This is a genomic window from Reichenbachiella sp. 5M10, assembly GCF_002742335.1.
GTDB lineage: Bacteria > Bacteroidota > Bacteroidia > Cytophagales > Cyclobacteriaceae > Reichenbachiella.
Map to the genome: position 1 here is coordinate 2,314,586 of NZ_MDGR01000007.1, position 17,367 is coordinate 2,331,952.

The window sequence follows — 17,367 nt, forward strand, 5'->3', positions numbered from 1 at the left end:
CCTTCACAGTGGAGCAAGCTCGTCTCATTAGTGCCTAGGCTTGACAGATTATCAATACAAACAACGTACATTAGGCATGTACAACTGGATCATACTCTAAATCTGGATTAAACCTATGCTTCTATACACAACTCATTTGTTGAAAAGCCTTCTACTTTCCGCTGTATTCCTCCCTCTACACCACATTGCAATTGCACAAAAGATGAACTCCTCTACCCCTCCCTCTTTTGATCTTCCAAAAGACTCGTTGATTGACTTGGCACAGCAAACCCTCGAATTCCAATACCCCGAATTCATATTTGATACGAGTGAATACGAAATTACTGCTTGGGCCAACACCGAAAAAACCTTGGTTAGATACAGACGAATCATCCGCTTCACTCCTTTGAGGAAAAAGGAAGATAACCTAACCTATGATTTCGAAGTAAACCTAACCGAGCAGAGCATCTCTCCTTTTGACTCATGGGGCATGGACAGCTTTTACATCCCCACACCTGAGGACCAAGAAAAAATCAATTTCGTCATCCAAGCCTTTGGTATGCCCCGGATGGGCTTTAACAATAGCATCATAGAAGAGGTGGACATGTACCGTATCAACATTGATAATGACCTAGCATTTGGACATTACTTCATAGACAAGGCCTCCGGACAAGAGTGCATGGGATCCATAGAGGGAAGCTATGCACAGATGCCAGACTTCCCTGAGCCAATTGATACTGACCCACTGGTAGAAATACATGAGTAGCTCCCAAGAATAATCCTCACAGGTCAGAGAAAGTCTAGAAATACATGTGCACGATATCATTTTGTTCTACTTGTCGTAGGACATGATTATACTTGCAAATATGGAGTTCAAAATCACATCCGAATACGAACCAACAGGAGATCAACCTGCAGCAATTGCCAAATTGACAGAAGGCATCAACAACGGAGAACCTGCCCAGGTACTCCTGGGAGTGACAGGATCAGGTAAAACCTTCACCATGGCCAATGTCATCCAACAGACCAACAAACCTGCGCTAGTTCTCTGCCACAACAAGACATTGGCAGCACAACTCTATGGCGAACTCAAACAGTTCTTTCCTGAAAATGCCGTCGAGTACTTCATCAGTTATTATGACTACTACCAACCGGAGGCTTTTCTACCGACCACTGGACTCTACATCGAGAAAGATCTGAGTATCAACGAAGAAATTGAAAAGCTCCGCCTTGCAGCAACCTCTTCACTCCTCACTGGCCGTAGAGATGTAATCGTCGTAGCGTCTGTCTCCTGCATCTACGGTATAGGCAACCCAGAAGAGTTTGGTAAAAACGTCGTACACCTCGAAGTAGGACAACAAATCTCGCGAAACGACTTACTATTTCTACTAGTGGACATTCTCTATAGTCGAACGGAAGCAGACTTCAAACGAGGAAACTTTAGAGTCAAAGGAGATACGGTTGATATTTTCATTGCGTATGGAGATTTCGCCTACCGCATCATCTTTTGGGGAGATGAGATCGAGACTATCCAACGGATAGACCCTATCTCTGGACAAAAATTATCTGAGGAAAGAATCATCAGCATATTCCCTGCAAACCTATTCGTCACGGGCAAGGACACGCTCTACCAAGCGATCAATGAAATCCAAGACGACATGATGGCTCAAGTGCAGTACTTTCAAGACGAGCACAGACCTCTGGAAGCAAAACGTCTAAAAGAACGTACCGAATTTGATATCGAGATGATGCGAGAACTGGGCTACTGTTCGGGTGTAGAGAACTATTCTCGTTACTTTGACCGTAGAGAAAAAGGAGCTAGGCCTTTCTGTCTGCTGGACTATTTCCCAGACGATTTCCTCATGATCATTGACGAAAGTCATGTAACCCTACCTCAAATCCGAGCGATGTGGGGAGGTGACCGTGCCCGAAAAGTCAATCTGGTCGATCATGGATTCAGGCTCCCTTCTGCCATGGACAATCGACCATTGACTTTCGAAGAATTCGAAGGGCTCGTGCGTCAAACCGTCTACGTAAGTGCTACTCCGGCTGATTACGAATTGCGCCAAACGGACGGTGTAGTCGTAGAGCAGGTTATTCGTCCAACAGGACTGCTAGACCCTATCATCGAAGTGCGGCCCAGCGCCAATCAGGTCGATGACCTTATGGAAGAAATCGACGAACGTATCAAGCGTGACGAACGTGTACTCATCACTACTCTCACCAAACGCATGGCTGAGGAACTGACCAAATACCTGCACAATCTCAACATCAAAACTCGCTACATCCACTCTGAAGTGGATACACTAGATCGAGTTGAAATCCTGCGTGAATTGAGGCTAGGGGTATTTGACGTGCTGGTGGGGGTCAATCTACTCAGAGAAGGGCTGGACTTACCTGAGGTATCCTTGGTAGCCATCATCGATGCAGACAAGGAAGGCTTCTTGAGAAATGTCCGGTCTCTCGTACAAACCATCGGTCGTGCCGCACGAAACGAAAACGGCATGGTCATCATGTATGCTGACAAGGTCACAGGTTCTATGGAGGTAGCAATCGACGAAACCAACCGAAGGCGCAGCATCCAAATCGCCTACAACGAAAAACACGGTATCACTCCTAAAACAGTCAAGAAATCAAAAGAAGCCATCATGGGGCAAACCTCTGTGGCTGATTCCAAAAAAGACACCAAAGGAAAATATTATGCAGGAGTAGAAGCTGCAGATGTCGCAGCAGACCCAGTAGTCGCATACATGGATAAACAAGGCATAGAAAAAATGATCGAACGCACCCAAAAGCTCATGGAAAAAGCCGCTAAAGATTTGGATTTTATGGAAGCAGCCCGTCTCCGTGACGAAATGCTCGACCTACAAAAACTAAAAGAAACAAAAAAATAAGCCATCATTGAATCAATGATGGCTTATTGCATTTCTTATCGGGCACCGTATTGGATCAATTCTCCTCCTCTTCTTCGATGACTTCTTCCAGTTCATCTTCCTCAGTCTCTTCTTCCATCATCTCTTCTTCTGCTTCCATAGCATCCTCAGGAGTTGCCTCTACTTCAAGTGGAGCGATGACCTCTCCATGATGATTTTCGATATGCTTGGTTTTGTGAGCAATCACCAATGTCTTAGAAACAGACATGTAAACATCCTTTTTGAATTTCAAATGTCCGATCAACATGACTTTGTAATTTTCATCAAAAGGAATATTAGGCAGATTGTCAGGAATTATTTCAACATTCAAAACCCCCGTATGATCTTGAAACAGGTACATATTCCTTTGAGGTAACTGTTCGATAATGAATCCAGCCACAGCAAAAGTCTTTTCTGACTTAGTGAGCGTCTTGACTTCTCCTTCTAGTTGAGCAACAGTATACGCTTGATGTTTGGTATTTGGTCCTGTGTACTGCCCGAAAGATACCAAAGGAAGTGATACAATAAGTACAGCAATAAATAAAAGTGATTTCATGTTCTAATCTTTAGTTGATATAAGACATCAAATTAGCCAATGATTGACTTGCAACCAAATTTTGCTCTAAATAGATAAATGGTTTTCTAGGATCAATTTGAGTCCCAAAAGGATCAAAACTACTCCGATTCCGATTTTCAAATAACGTTGAATTTTGGCACTCAGGTAGATACGCAACTTCTCTGCATAATAGGCCTTGAGTGTATCGGTCACCCATACGGTACTCAATATTCCGAAGAAATAGAATAATTCGTCACGAGTGCTCGCAAAGGTAGCGATCGCATAATTAGACATGGCAGCCCAAAACCCCCAAACAATTGGATTGATAGCACCCAACATGAAGCCCTGAGTAAACATCCCTGCATGCGCCAACTTATTACTCGTTTTTACAGCTTCTTTCAGCTCTTCACTTTCTGTCTTCTTTTTGACCAAAAAAGCAATCCCAAACACAATGAGTAGAACTCCACCCGCCAAAGAGAGCCATGGATTCGGTTCTTCGCCGGACACCTTACTCATCCCAAACCAAGTGATGGCTATGATACCCGTATCAGCAATCCCTACACCTAGCACAAAGAACAATGCTTTCTTGTATCCGTGATCCAGTGATTTCTGAATAAGAGTAAGGAAGACAGGCCCTGTAGATACGGCCAAAATCAGACCTGTCGAGAGTCCAATGAGATATGGTGGCAAATCGATATTAGTTAGTTTCGGCTAAAATACACTGTTTTCCACCAAGTCCTTCCATGATTGCAACCTTTCCGATTTCAGAACTCGCGGAAACTTATTTTGACCTCCTTCCTTTCCATTGATTTTCATCCATTGGTAAAACACCTCGGAAGGCACGACATTGACATATACCTCTTTGAGCGCTGCTGTACGCTCTACTCGGTAGTCGTCGTTGAGGGATTGAAGGTACTCATCTAACACAGCCCTGAGCTGCACCCAATCAACCGCATCATCTGTTCCCACATACCAACGATGAGCAAAGAGTCCATCACATTCTTCTCCAGACACAGTAAACTCTTTGATGTCAATATTGAGTGCTGCTGCGGTCAATTCCATCGCTCGATTCATATTATCCATAGATAAATGTTCGCCACAGAGGCTTAGAAAATGCTTGGTACGACCTGTAATGATAATTTCTACCTCCTCTACATTCGTAAACTGCACTACATCGCCAATGAGATATCGCCATGTACCTGCATTGGTACTAAGTAGGATTGCATAGTCCCTTCCTGCTACTACTTCATCGATTTTGTAAGCCTCCGCCCCTTTTCTGATCTGTCCTTCACCGTCAAAATTCTCCGTCGTGAATGGTACAAATTCATAAAAAATCCCATTATTCAAAACCAGCTTCATCGCATCGGACTGCATGTCATCCTGAAATGCAATGAAGCCTTCGGAAGCCAAATAGGTCTCTAAATACAGCATAGGCTTACCCAGCAGTTTCTCAAAACCCTTTTTGTAAGGTTTGAAAGACACTCCTCCATGAACGAAAATTTGTAGGTTGGGCCAAATCTCATGAATATGCTGAACCTGATAGTGCTCTATGATGCGCTCTAGCAGTATCTGTATCCAGGCAGGGACGCCGACTACCACTCCGATATCCCAAGCCTTTGCTTTTTCCACCATCTCAGTGAGTTTGCGCTCCCAATCCGGCGCGGCTGATATTTTCTTGCCCGGTTTGTAGAAATGTTGAAACCAAAACGGGACCTGTGAGGTTGTGATCCCACTCAAATCCCCTTCAAAATACACTCCATTGAATTTCAAATCGGTACTCCCCCCCACCATCAGAATCCCCTTCTCATAAAAATCAGAATGAAGATCATATTTGGAAATAGAAAGTAGCTGCCGCACGCTTGTCTTGCGAATAGACTTGATCATGTCAGCGGTCACAGGGATATATTTGGACGAGGCGCTAGATGTCCCCGAACTCAAGGCATAATACTTGACTTTTCCTGGCCAAGTCACGCCTTTGATCCCTTCTCGAGATTTGGCCCACCAAGTCTCATTGATCTCCTCGTAGGAGTAGATGGGCACGTTGCTTTTGTAAAATTGATAAAACAAATCTTGGTCTTGATTCTTGAAACCATTCAAAATCGTCTTGAAATAATGGTAACGACCAAAATATGTATCCTTTGCTGCGATGAGCAACTTGCGAAGCTCACTCTTTTGGAGATCAAGAGGTGATGTGTAATCTTGCTCTAGAGTCTCCCGAAGCTTAATGCCTTTCTTTAATAATTTACCTAGAAATGCCATAGTCAATAAACCATTCCATGCTTAGTTTAGATTATCAAACTTAGAGTTATTTCTCCCTTTTTATATTCATAAGTTAGTGGTTATTTTGTTAATCCATCATTACCAAATCATGAAAGGATCGAAAATGAAATCTGAGATCGCTGACAACCTCCAAAAAATCAACGCAAGTCTAGAAGGCAGCAATGCTCGCCTCATTGCTGTGAGCAAAACCAAACCTATAGCAGCCTTACTGGAAGCATACGAAGCTGGACAAAGAGCTTTCGGTGAAAACAAAGTACAGGAACTTGTCGACAAACATGAGGCTTTGCCTAAAGACATTGAATGGCACATGATTGGTCATTTGCAACGCAACAAAGTCAAGTATATCGCGCCATTCATTCACTTAATCCACGGTGTGGACACAGAGAAATTGCTCATAGAAATCAACAAACAAGGAGAGAAAAACGAGCGAATCATCCCATGCTTGCTACAAGTACACATCGCTCGTGAAGAAACCAAATTTGGGTTTAGCCCTGAAGAAATCCATAAGTGGCTTGATACACAGCCCCTAGATCATCTTCCACATGTCTCTATACAAGGGCTGATGGGCATGGCAACTCATACCAAGGACGAGGGACAAATAGCTACAGAATTTTCTGATTTAGCCCATCTGCGTAACGAACTAAAGCAGCGCTACCAACACGAACGATTCTCCATGACCGAACTCTCCATGGGAATGAGCGGTGACTACCCACTAGCTGTTGCCAACGGCAGTACCATGATCCGAGTGGGCAGTACCATCTTTGGCGTACGCCACTATCCGAACCAACCCTAGGACACCCCTCCATCCAAACAACACCTCTAAACCCTCACACTTTGAAACACCGCTCTACTCCTATCTCCTGGCTTGCAATCTCACTATTGATGGCAGGCCTGTGGTTTGGGCCAAGTCCTATTCAAGCCCAAAGTGACGAGGAAATCCAAAAAATATACATGGACAGTGTCAAGCATTTGCCTTCATTCACGATCTATGGAGACAACTACCTCATCACAGGTACAACCCTAGGAGAGACACCTACCGCAGACAACAGTGATGCTAAATTGCAATTTGGATTCAAACAACGGCTCACAGATCACAAGCTACCTGGACAGACTTACCTCTTTTTTACGTATCGGCAGCTCTCCATCTGGAACATCTACAAAAAATCATACCCGTTCGAAGACCACAACTTTAACCCCAGCCTTGGACTAGGGCGTTTACTCTTCCATAACGGCTCACTGCATGGTGGGCTGTGGCTAGCCCTGGAGCATCAGTCCAACGGGCTTGGAGGAGACGATTCACGTGGGTGGAATTTCGTTTCGCTTCGCTACGTCACCAAAGTCCGGCAAGACCTCAGTGCAAGCCTCAAAGCATGGGTACCCTTTGGCAAACTAGAAGGCAACCCCGACTTACTGGATTACACCTCCTACTTCGAGCTCGGCTTCAACTACAGCAAAAGTCCAAAGTGGATTTTTCAATCAGAAATGAGAAAGTCGTTTACCAAGGATTGGAAAGGTAAACTGCAACTGTCTATCAGCTACCGAATAACCAAAAAAGCAGACCAATTCATCTACTTGCAATATTACAATGGATACGCAGAGTCACTGCTCAATTACAAACAACACATCAACATGCTTCGGGTTGGGTTTGCCATCAAAGATCTCAGTACAATTATGAAGTAGCAGGATCGTGTATGTAGAGGGATTAGGCATTGTCAATCCAGACCCGACTGTTCAAAGCAAGACAGACCTACCTACAAAAAAGCACTCAATCCGGGAACGCTAATAACCCGAACTAAGTGCAAAACTACTAGATATCGCTACCCCTCCTTCAATCCAATAAAGGGAGCAATTACTTTGATTCTGACTCTAACGCTTCTTCATCAGAGACAAGCGCCACACTGTCAAAATTGTTTACCTCGTCATTGTTCCAAACTTTGTGATTTTTGGCAGCAGGACCTTTCAAATCAGGTCTAGATGAAACTACTGCTACAGTTTCGAATTCTGACTCCTCCTTTTGATTCCAAGCTTTTTGGTTCTTGGCAGCAGGGCCTTGTACTCTATCTGAAGCGTCAGACTTCATCACTACAGTTTGTTCAGTCTTTACGTCATTCTTCCAAGGCTTGTGATTTTTAGCTGCAGGACCTTTGAGATTATTACTCTGTGCTTGGCCTACCAGTGCCATAGAAGAAAATAATACGGCAATCATTAAAGTTTTCATAGCTCTATAATTTAGTTACAACCTTCGTTTAAATCTTGTATACAATTATACGCCTATTGTTTAGGCACGAGCCTCTAAGAAAAATGGTAAATCTAGATACGGATTTATCGGTAGGACAATCATCCGTATAAATACGGATGATTTAGATAATACTCAGCTTGGCAGCCTTTTTGATCAATTCAGCACTGTTTTTCACCTCGAGCTTCTTCATCATGTTGACGCGATGTGTCTCCACAGTTCGGGTACTGATGAAGAGTTTCGCTGCTATTTCTTTGGTGGTTAGTCCATTGGATATCAATTCAAGAATTTCAGATTCCTTCGCCGAAAGCTTTTTGGGCTGAGTCCCTTCCATAGCCATGATATTGATCATGCGCTCCGAGATCTCATGATTAAAATACTTCTGCCCTTTGTAGACCGTATTGATAGCCAGAGCTAGTTCATCTTCGTCGGTATTTTTGAGCAAATAACTATACGCTCCACTTCGGACGCACTTGACAATATAATTGCCATCGTCATGCATCGAGATAGCGATAGTCTTGATCTTAGGGTATTCCTTTTTCAGTTTCTTGAGCGCCTCGAACCCGTTCATCTCGGGCATTGTCAAATCAAGCAGCAGTACATGTGGTTCTTCGTCATCATTTGCCAAAAATTCAAACAGCTCAACCCCGTTGCTCAAACCAGCTACTACTTCAAAATCCTCATTGGAAGTCAACAAAGCGGACATACCGTCACGAAACAACTGGTGATCATCTACTATTGCTATTCTTATCATACTCATGGCTTAATCGGGATTTCTACTTCGACTACTGTCCCCTCTTCACTGGATTGAATGGAACAGTACCCATTAAATACTTCAATACGTTCACGAATGTTGCGTAAACCAGAACCAGGGTTAGACTCGTCTACTTCAAAGCCCTTGCCATCGTCATAGTAGTACAAGGATAGCTTATCTTCGAATTCTGTCAAAGAAAGCCTAATTTTCTTTGCTTCAGCATGTTTCAATGTATTGTTCAACAACTCTTGACAGACTCTAAATATACAAATATGCACCTCAGGTGACAAATCTGAATCCTCCTCATCAGTGGAGTTTTCGTACTGAATATCGAGCTGCGACGAGCGGCGAATCATCTCTACAAAATTGCCTAGAGCCATCCCTACACCGAAATCAATCAATGCATGAGGCATCAAGTTGTACGACATACGTCGAATCTCCTGAATGGTATCGTCTACCATCCGCTTTAGCTTCATTTTCTCATCGTCATCCAGGTGTGCAGACTGGACGCTCATCTTAAGTGTGGTCAGTAGCGGCCCAAGTCCATCATGCAGCTCCCTAGAGAGGCGCTTTCGTTCGTTTTCTTGTCCAGTAATGAGGGATTGCTTGGACAGCAGCCGGTTTTGCGCCTCCTTCTTCTTAAATTCATTCAGTCGTTGTTGCATCACTATCAGCGACTTACCCAAAACATCGTTTTTACCAGACAGCTCATGTGTAGCTTCGAGATTCATCCGACCTAGCTCATGCGAAAACAAAATTGCCCCGTTGATGGATCGCTTCAATTCTGCGAGTGCAGTAAACATCTGTGTAATCTCGCGTGCAGGATACGACTCATTTGTATCTATATTGTAATTGCCCACAGCCATACTGTGTAGCAGATTTCTCATTTTCATCAAGGGCTTGGAAAATATATCCGTCAAAAACACCGACAAGGAAATCGACATAAACAACACCAAAAGCGTAATCACAAGGAGGTTGTTGCGCATCTCTTGCAAGGGCTTATTGACCTCAGACACATCAATCTCAGAGAGTATGCCCCATTTGAGTTGTGGAACATGGATTTTCTGATAGGCACTAAACACCTTTACCCCACGGTAGTCCATAAACATCCCCGTACTGTCCTTGCCTGCTAGGGATTTGATGACTCCCTGAGTATGTGCCAATATACGCGACGGGATCTCCACTGGGAAAAACCGTGACACGGATCGCAAAGAAGAATCCCCTCCTACCAAATAAGTCTCCCCACTATTTCCCATACCTGTACGCTCCAACAAAATCTCTTGGATCCTATCCATGCGCTTGACCTCTACCAAGTACCCTCCATTTTCTAAGTTGCGCAAGAAGGCCAGTCTAATCTTGCCCTCCTCATCACAAGGAGTCATGTCATAGACCCCCGATTTGATCGGCCCTTTCGGAAAGCGATACGCCTCACATGTCAAGTCGTTGGGGTGTTCGGTATAGAGCTTGCTATCCTTGTAGTCAGAGTCACGTGCCTCCTCCGTCCGCTCCATAAAACCCTGCCACTCCATGTCAAGGTAATGCTCAATTTGGACGCACTTCAAGTTTTTGATAGAGGCCAAATGAAGCAATACCCTTTCGTTGAGTGCCTTCTGAAACTGCATGTAAAAGAACACCGACAGTACAGACACGGTCAATATGATAAGCATATTGATCATGATTATGGTCCAAAGTCGAATACTAATACTCTTCATCTTCTTATTAAATCTTCTAATACCGGCAGGACTTCCCTCCACTTTCCGCAGTCCTCAAAATTATCACAACTACAGAGATAAACAACAGCAACTGCTTATCCCCACTCAACTCGATGACACCATCAAAACAGATAAGTTATTTCAAATTAAACATATTTTACACTGTCTCAAATCATATTATTTCCTGTATGTATAGAGAAATTATTATTCTTGTGGTTGGCTTGGGCACCAAACCAAGTTTTAAACTACTAGATACAATAATTTTTGTTTTCAATGACTAGAAAATCAATAACGCTACTGATTCTCGCACTTGGCATACCTATGCTAGGATTCGCACAAGACACAGGACTCGACAAGGGTGACACAGCCTGGATGCTGATTGCCACTGCACTCGTCGTACTCATGACCCCAGCTGGTCTCACGCTATTTTATGGAGGGCTCACTCGACGCAAAAGTGTGCTCAACACCATTGGCATGAGTTATACGGCTTTTTGTACTGCCACCATCGTATGGGTAGTGATTGGTTATAGTTTGGCTTTCAGTGATGGCAATGGTTTCATTGGAGGTTTTGACTATTTCATGCTACACCACATCAGAATCGACGATTTACTGGGCAGCATCCCTCACCTACTCTTTGTCATGTTTCAAGGCACCTTTGCTGCGATCGCTGTGGCCCTCGTGAGTGGATCAATCATCGAGCGGGTCAAATACTCCACTTGGTTTATCTTTTCTATTCTATGGGTGATGTTCATCTACTCCCCGATTGCACACATGGTATGGGGCGGTGGTATTCTGAGTGACCATGGTGAATTGGATTTTGCGGGTGGTACAGTCATCCACATCAATGCAGGCATATCAGGACTCGTGCTCGTCTACATGCTCGGCAACCGGAGAGGTCACAAAGAACTCGAGCATAGACCCTCGTCGACCAAACTCATGCTATTGGGTAGCTCACTACTTTGGTTCGGTTGGTTTGGATTCAATGGTGGCAGTGCACTTGCTGCAGATTACATAGCTGCCAACGCCATACTCGTCACCAATGTCGCTGCAGCAGCTGGTGGACTCGCCTGGCTCATGATCGAATGGCTGACCTCCGAAAAGAAACCTACTCTACTTGGCTCAGCCTCTGGGGTCGTCTCTGGACTCGTGGGGATCACTCCAGCCTCCGGTTATGTGGATGTATCAGGTGCCTTGGCCATTGGGCTTTGCTCTGGGGTCATCGGTTACTATGGTGTCGTCAAACTCAAGGGGTGGCTAGGCTATGACGACACCTTGGACGTGTTTGGAATCCATGGGCTCGTCGGAATTTTTGGAGCGCTTGCCACAGGCTTACTAGCCAACCCTGATATCAACGGAGAGACTGGACTGTTCTACGGGAATCCTGGCCAAGTCATTCCTCAATTGGTCGCCGTAGGCACTACCATTGTCTTTTCGGGCTTAGGTTCAGCCCTTCTGTTTTGGTTCACTACATTGATCACAGGAGGCGGACGTATCGAAGGTGCCCTTGAAGATCAAGGTATGGATATAGGGTACCATGGCGAAGAAAGTTTCGACAATTTGGAAGAAGAAAACCTCTAACCAGAGTTGACTCACAAAAAAAGAGGCCGTTTCATAAGCAATCTTTGGACTAGAAAGATTCAAACGCTTGTGAAACGGTCCTCCATCACTATAGAACTATCCTAGAGTAGTATGCGCAAAATTCTGCGCAGTATTTGATGGTTCTGATAGGCTATGAAAAGTATTTTTTGATATGTGGTCCCTTGGTGGCAAAGCCTCGACGACCCAAGAATTTTTCCTTCATCATGATAGGCAGAGTGAAGCCTTGAAAAAGAATCGAACAGACCACCACCACATAGGTCATAGTGATCATGAGTTCTTTGCCCGCAAAATCTCCCAAAGCCAAAATCAAGGCAATCGGCAAACCTCCCCTGAATGCCCCCCAAGTCATCACCGACACGGTATCCTTATCAAACGACACGGTCATCGACATGATCTTGACTGGTATAAAAATACTCAACCATCGGCCAAACAGCACAATATTGACGGCCAGAAACCCCATGGCAAACCAATCCATCCGCCACTCGATGACGAGCATTTCCAAACCCATCAATACAAAGAGCATGACAGCCATGGTTTGCTCCATCAAGTTCCAAAACTTGTAAACATAGGCATTGACTACTCCCTTTGCATCGGGATTCTTTTGATCGACACGACCGAGATTACCTATCATCAATCCCATGATGAGGGCCACAAGTTTGGAGTAGATCGCAAAGTATTCCGAAATAAATGATCCAACCATCACCAATGCGATAGTAATCAACACCTCGATATGCATTTCGTCATTGTCGATATAGTTGAGAATCAAGTATCCAATGTAGCCCATCCCGATACCAATCCCTACACCACCCAAGATCTCGATGGATACGACACGAGTCACCTCTGTAAAAATCATATCGTGCCCTTCTGAGACCATCATGACATGGTAAAGAACAAAAGCCAACACCACCGAAAAAGCTCCGTTGAAAAGTGACTCTCCCTCCACTTTCGTTTCCAGTTTTTTGGGCAAATAGAAGTTGCCCGTGATATTGGCAGACGAAATAGGATCAGTAGATGAAATGACCGCACCAAAAACCAAGCTGTACATGTAACTCACTCCCAGTCCTAGCTGATGAAGAACAACGTAGAGAATCGAACCAATCACAAAAGTTGAGATCAAGGCACTGACGATCGACAACAAAATCACTGTCAATTTGAGCGAACCGAGTTTCTTCATGTTCATCTTAAGACCTCCTGCAAATAGAATCACACTGATCACAATCTGGTTGAGGACATCTCGAAAATCAAAAGCCTTGACATGTTCGGCGATGTGATATTCGGGAAACATATGTCCCAGCACCATCACTGTCAGTGACAGCAACAAGGTCAAAATCATCAACCCAACAGAAGTAGGCATCTTGAGATAAAAGGTGTTTAAAAAAATAAACAAACCGGACAGGAAGATCAGGAAAGCAACGACATCAAATAAGTGCATAATGTTTCATTTTTCTTACAATGATAGCCCCCTCACCCCTCAATAGTAATCTGAGAATAACGGTAAATAATCCTCCGTATTAATACGGAACAAAATCAAAAAAAGCACTTTAAACTGTTTAAACAGCTATTTGATCACTCCTCCAAATCTGGCAATTCAGACAAGATACTGTATCACCATGAGCTACCAACGTCGAGATGAACGATGAGTGCTCATCGAGTGATCCCTTGTAGTGCGTCGAAGACCAATTGAGCGACAGCTTGCGCTCCCTCTGGTTGAAAGTGTGTATTGTCACTCTTACCTTCTGGGTAATTGCCGTATTGTCCTGCAGACAAATTCATAAAATAATTCTCCGTGACATACACTTTTCCTTTGCTACTGAAAGCATCCATGGACAGTTGGTTGAGATCGATCAGCTCCACTCCATATTCAGCAGCGACATCTTTGGCTGCCTGAGGGTAATCGCCATGTACGTTTTCGAGGTGTTCGTTTTCCCACGGATAATTGCGCGCGACGGGTGTCAAAACGACCGGAATAGCACCTTTGGCAAGTGTCTGACTGATATACAAGCGCAAAAACTCCTTGTAGCCTTCTACATCCACGTAGCGTTCCGTTTTATCAACTGCTGCATCGTTGTGACCAAATTGCATCAGTACCACATCCTCCTGTTGCAGACTTTCGTACACGCCACGCCACCTTCCCTCTTGGAAAAAAGTCCGCGTGCTTCGTCCCCCACGGGCTCGATCATCTATCCTGACACTATCCGCGGAGATCAGTCCACGCACTAGCGACAAGCTATCTGAGACAAAAAAAGGCTGAAACACCTGCCCCCACCCCGTGAGGGGATACCGTGTAGTCATGTAATCCCCCTCGTAGAGATTATAATCCGCCATGGTCGAGTCCCCAATGAGGTAGACCGTCACAGTTTTGGGTTGACGTACCGCAGCGGTCAAACCCAATACCAATACAATTAGAAGCAAGGAAAGTTTCAATTTTACATTCATATCCGTAGAATTTATATCCACTAAGGTAGATGAGTATCTTCGGATGGGCTATTCAAAAAAACACGTGCATGTATTCAATTTTTATTCTTGAATTCACACACGTGTTTAGCGATAATTTTACAGCTCCCTTATTTCAGTTTCAGATCAAACACATCCTTTCGTCTGTCGCGCAAGTTGCGCACACTACCAAACTGATTGAGCTCTCTTAGGAGATCGATATCGACATCTGCGATCAAAATCATCTCTGTATTGGCGGTTGCTTCTGCCTTGATGCCATTGGCTGGAAACGAAAAGTCACAGGGTGTAAACACCATAGACTGAGCATACTGAATATCCATGTTGTGCACCTTGGGCAAGTTGCCTACACTTCCTGCAATAGCGACATAGCATTCGTTTTCGATGGCTCGTGCTTGGGCACAATGCCTCACCCGTGAGTAGCCGTTTTGTGTATCGGTCAAAAACGGCACAAACAAGATGTCCATTCCCTGATCTGCAAGAATGCGACTTAGTTCTGGAAACTCTGAGTCATAGCAGATCAAAATGCCAATTTTCCCACAGTCTGTATCAAAAGTCCTCAACTGACTCCCACCTTGCATACCCCAAACCTTCGCTTCATCAGGCGTGACGTGCAGCTTTTCATAGCGTTCTGTACTTCCGTCTCGTTTGCAGAGATATCCTACATTGTAGAGCAAATCGTTCTTTATCTCGGGCATACTGCCTGTAATCACGTTGATATTGTAGGATATTGCCAACTCCGAAAATCTCTCAACGATTTTCTCAGTATGCTTAGACAACTCGCGAATCGCTTCTGATTCAGAGAGATGGTTGTTTTCCGCCATGAGCGGGGCATTAAAAAACTCAGGAAACAAGGCAAAGTCCGAGCGATACCCAGATACTGCGTCAATGAAGTATTCTGCTTGCTGCATCACCTCCTCTAGGTTTTTGTATGGACGCATCTGCCACTGAATCAATCCCAGTCGTACGATTTTCTTTTGAGAAGTCGCGACCTTGGATTTTTTTTCATAGTAGATATTGTCCCATTCAAGAAGCACAGCAAATTCATTGGAATCCTCATCTCCTTCGAGATAACCTTTGAGGATTTTCGAGGGGTGAAAATCATTCGATATCTGAAAATTCAAGACAGGGTCTTGAATCTCTTTGCGCTTCACCTTCTCGATGTACTGTTTGGGAGAAAGCTCCTTGGCATACTTATGATAGTTGGGGATACGTCCCCCAAACACGATACTTCTCAGGTTGAGCCGTTCGCAGAGTTCTTTGCGGTAATCATATAGCCTGCGCCCCAACCGTAAGCCCCTAAACTCTGATTTGATGAATACATCGATCCCGTACAGTACATCTCCCTTACTCGTGTGCGTCTTGAACGAATAATCGTCCGTAATCTCTCTATACGTATGATGCTCATCAAACTTGTCATAATTGACGATGATCGATAATGCACAACCAGCCAAATGCCCGTTGACCTTGATGACCACCTGTCCTTCTGGAAACTTATTGATAAGAATCTTGATATGCTCTTCTTGCCAATATGAATTGGGCAAGTTGGAATAGGCCTCTATCATGGCCCGTTTCAGTTCCTGATAATCGTCAAGTGTGAGGTATTGCAGCTCTACATTTTCTATGGCTTGTTTCATACAATCAATGGCTAATATGCGTCCAAGCGAAGTTACGTGGAAGCCGCAGTATTGTTGAGCCTTTTGATAGAAATTGATCCAAGATTTATACTACAATTTTTCTTGGATTTCAATTAGGATTTCGTGCGACCGTATTTTGGCTGCATGATCATATATGTGCGACACTACCATGAGCTCATCCACCTGAGTCGCCTGCACAAACTCCTCTAAATCTCGTGCTACTCCTGTAGCATCTCCTACAAAACTATAGGTCAAAAACTGCTGCAAAACCGACTCAAATTCAGTAGGCAAGACAAACCCTGGGTCGGGAGCTTGCAACGGTCTACGGTCTCTAGTCAAAATCCCCATAAATACCTTCTGCATAGAAGTAGCGATCAGTTGTGCCTCTTCGGTACGATCCGCTGCGATGACATTGACACAAGCCATGGCATAGGGCTCGCTCAAGTACTCTGAGGGTTTGAAACTATCACGGTAGATTTTGAGTGCCTGATGCAATTGTGTCGGGGAAAAATGACTTGCAAAAGCGTAAGGCAAACCAAAAGAGGCCGCCAAATGTGCACTATCTGTACTTGAGCCTAAAATCCACATAGGCACATCTACTCCTTCGCCTGGTATGGCCCTCACTTGACCATGCTGGTTATCGATAGAAAAGTAGTTTTGCAACTCTCTCACTGATTGAGGAAACTTGTAAGCCGCCTGGTCATCTCGCTGTAGGGCTGCTGCGGTGTGCTGATCCGTTCCTGGCGCTCTACCAAGTCCTAAATCAATCCGGTCTGGATACAAAGACGCCAAAGTCCCAAACTGCTCTGCCACCATCAGCGGCGCATGATTGGGCAGCATGATTCCCCCAGACCCTACCCGAATCGAAGATGTACCTCCTGCTATGTGACCGATCAGCACCGAAGTAGCCGAACTCGCAATACTCGGCATATTGTGATGCTCTGCAAGCCAATACCGATGATACCCTAATTGCTCGGCGCGCTGCGCTATATCCAATCCCAAACGGAACGAATCGGCTGGTCCATACCCCTCTCGGATCACGGCCAAATCCAAAACAGACAAGGGAATTTTTTTGAAGCTTTTACTCATGAAATGTATCTGTATAAACGAAAAGAAATGTAAGAATAAAGGTGACCCCACATGCAGCCACCTAACTACATACTGCTATCTTTCAAAAAAGTTTTACCAATCTCGATCCAGTCTCCCTAGCTCCATACACACTGGCCAATTTTTCATACGACCAGTTAGTAG

The 17,367-nt window shown here is 44.4% G+C and carries 15 protein-coding genes; 5 read left to right on the forward strand and 10 right to left on the reverse strand.

The features are described 5' to 3' along the window. The first annotated feature begins 139 nt into the window (after positions 1-139). Both BFP72_RS09360 and uvrB read left to right on the forward strand, forming a co-directional pair. The gene (locus tag BFP72_RS09360; RefSeq protein ID WP_158233354.1) at positions 140-745 is read left to right on the forward strand and encodes a hypothetical protein; all 606 of its coding nucleotides are present in this window, start codon (positions 140-142) and stop codon (positions 743-745) included. Between the two features lie 100 nt (positions 746-845). Further along, positions 846-2,873 (forward strand): excinuclease ABC subunit UvrB, encoded by a 2,028-nt coding sequence (gene uvrB / locus BFP72_RS09365; protein ID WP_099598889.1) that lies wholly within the window; start codon positions 846-848, stop codon positions 2,871-2,873. A gap of 55 nt (positions 2,874-2,928) precedes the next feature. Here uvrB and BFP72_RS09370 read toward each other — a convergent pair whose 3' ends face one another. The 3 genes from BFP72_RS09370 to BFP72_RS09380 all read right to left on the reverse strand — a co-directional run bounded on the left by BFP72_RS09370 (position 2,929) and on the right by BFP72_RS09380 (position 5,706). Next, positions 2,929-3,447 carry a NirD/YgiW/YdeI family stress tolerance protein gene (locus tag BFP72_RS09370; protein WP_099598890.1) on the reverse strand — a complete coding sequence of 173 codons (519 nt, stop codon included), beginning with the start codon at positions 3,445-3,447 and terminating at the stop codon, positions 2,929-2,931. A 66-nt stretch (positions 3,448-3,513) separates the two neighbouring features. Next, complete coding sequence (locus BFP72_RS09375) at positions 3,514-4,137, reverse strand: LysE family translocator (RefSeq protein ID WP_158233355.1); 624 nt, start codon at positions 4,135-4,137, stop codon at positions 3,514-3,516. A gap of 21 nt (positions 4,138-4,158) precedes the next feature. Beyond that, complete coding sequence (locus BFP72_RS09380; RefSeq protein WP_099598892.1) at positions 4,159-5,706, reverse strand: GH3 auxin-responsive promoter family protein; 1,548 nt, start codon at positions 5,704-5,706, stop codon at positions 4,159-4,161. 109 nt (positions 5,707-5,815) lie between these two features. Here BFP72_RS09380 and BFP72_RS09385 point away from each other — a divergent pair, with 109 nt between their 5' ends. After that, the gene (locus BFP72_RS09385) at positions 5,816-6,520 is read left to right on the forward strand and encodes a YggS family pyridoxal phosphate-dependent enzyme (RefSeq protein WP_255397185.1); all 705 of its coding nucleotides are present in this window, start codon (positions 5,816-5,818) and stop codon (positions 6,518-6,520) included. Between the two features lie 41 nt (positions 6,521-6,561). After that, positions 6,562-7,407, forward strand: a complete 846-nt coding sequence (locus BFP72_RS09390) for a phospholipase A (RefSeq protein WP_143520011.1) — start codon at positions 6,562-6,564, stop codon at positions 7,405-7,407. 169 nt (positions 7,408-7,576) lie between these two features. Here the strand turns inward: BFP72_RS09390 and BFP72_RS09395 are convergent, their stop codons facing one another. The 3 genes from BFP72_RS09395 to BFP72_RS09405 form a co-directional block, all read right to left on the reverse strand. Beyond that, positions 7,577-7,945, reverse strand: coding sequence for a hypothetical protein (locus BFP72_RS09395; protein ID WP_143520012.1), 369 nt, complete (start codon positions 7,943-7,945; stop codon positions 7,577-7,579). A gap of 142 nt (positions 7,946-8,087) precedes the next feature. After that, the gene (locus tag BFP72_RS09400) at positions 8,088-8,717 is read right to left on the reverse strand and encodes a response regulator transcription factor (RefSeq protein ID WP_255397186.1); all 630 of its coding nucleotides are present in this window, start codon (positions 8,715-8,717) and stop codon (positions 8,088-8,090) included. Positions 8,718-8,719: 2 nt separating this feature from the next. Further along, a complete protein-coding gene (locus BFP72_RS09405; RefSeq protein ID WP_158233356.1) occupies positions 8,720-10,384 on the reverse strand; it encodes a sensor histidine kinase in 1,665 nt (554 codons plus the stop codon). 318 nt (positions 10,385-10,702) lie between these two features. Between BFP72_RS09405 and BFP72_RS09410 the strand changes: the two genes are divergently transcribed. Next, positions 10,703-12,007, forward strand: coding sequence for an ammonium transporter (locus BFP72_RS09410; RefSeq protein WP_099598897.1), 1,305 nt, complete (start codon positions 10,703-10,705; stop codon positions 12,005-12,007). Positions 12,008-12,158: 151 nt separating this feature from the next. Here BFP72_RS09410 and BFP72_RS09415 read toward each other — a convergent pair whose 3' ends face one another. From BFP72_RS09415 to BFP72_RS09430, 4 genes are all read right to left on the reverse strand, one after another. Next, a complete protein-coding gene (locus BFP72_RS09415) occupies positions 12,159-13,460 on the reverse strand; it encodes a sodium:proton antiporter (protein ID WP_099598898.1) in 1,302 nt (433 codons plus the stop codon). Positions 13,461-13,672: 212 nt separating this feature from the next. After that, a complete protein-coding gene (locus tag BFP72_RS09420; RefSeq protein ID WP_099598899.1) occupies positions 13,673-14,464 on the reverse strand; it encodes a rhamnogalacturonan acetylesterase in 792 nt (263 codons plus the stop codon). A 128-nt stretch (positions 14,465-14,592) separates the two neighbouring features. Continuing rightward, complete coding sequence (locus BFP72_RS09425) at positions 14,593-16,116, reverse strand: carbon-nitrogen hydrolase family protein (protein WP_099598900.1); 1,524 nt, start codon at positions 16,114-16,116, stop codon at positions 14,593-14,595. A 90-nt stretch (positions 16,117-16,206) separates the two neighbouring features. Next, positions 16,207-17,205, reverse strand: a complete 999-nt coding sequence (locus BFP72_RS09430; protein WP_099598901.1) for an LLM class flavin-dependent oxidoreductase — start codon at positions 17,203-17,205, stop codon at positions 16,207-16,209. Between the last annotated feature and the right edge of the window lie 162 nt (positions 17,206-17,367).

Excerpts from the sequence above, each read along its gene's own strand:
- BFP72_RS09410 (WP_099598897.1), top strand. The coding sequence starts at position 10,703 with ATGACTAGAAAATCAATAACGCTACTGATTCTCGCACTTGGCATACCT.
- BFP72_RS09420 (WP_099598899.1), bottom strand. The coding sequence starts at position 14,464 with ATGAATGTAAAATTGAAACTTTCCTTGCTTCTAATTGTATTGGTATTG.
- BFP72_RS09380 (WP_099598892.1), bottom strand. The coding sequence starts at position 5,706 with ATGGCATTTCTAGGTAAATTATTAAAGAAAGGCATTAAGCTTCGGGAG.
- BFP72_RS09400 (WP_255397186.1), bottom strand. The coding sequence starts at position 8,717 with ATGATAAGAATAGCAATAGTAGATGATCACCAGTTGTTTCGTGACGGT.
- BFP72_RS09430 (WP_099598901.1), bottom strand. The coding sequence starts at position 17,205 with ATGAGTAAAAGCTTCAAAAAAATTCCCTTGTCTGTTTTGGATTTGGCC.
- BFP72_RS09395 (WP_143520012.1), bottom strand. The coding sequence starts at position 7,945 with ATGAAAACTTTAATGATTGCCGTATTATTTTCTTCTATGGCACTGGTA.
- BFP72_RS09370 (WP_099598890.1), bottom strand. The coding sequence starts at position 3,447 with ATGAAATCACTTTTATTTATTGCTGTACTTATTGTATCACTTCCTTTG.
- uvrB (WP_099598889.1), top strand. The coding sequence starts at position 846 with ATGGAGTTCAAAATCACATCCGAATACGAACCAACAGGAGATCAACCT.
- BFP72_RS09415 (WP_099598898.1), bottom strand. The coding sequence starts at position 13,460 with ATGCACTTATTTGATGTCGTTGCTTTCCTGATCTTCCTGTCCGGTTTG.
- BFP72_RS09385 (WP_255397185.1), top strand. The coding sequence starts at position 5,816 with ATGAAAGGATCGAAAATGAAATCTGAGATCGCTGACAACCTCCAAAAA.
- BFP72_RS09405 (WP_158233356.1), bottom strand. The coding sequence starts at position 10,384 with ATGCTTATCATATTGACCGTGTCTGTACTGTCGGTGTTCTTTTACATG.
- BFP72_RS09425 (WP_099598900.1), bottom strand. The coding sequence starts at position 16,116 with ATGAAACAAGCCATAGAAAATGTAGAGCTGCAATACCTCACACTTGAC.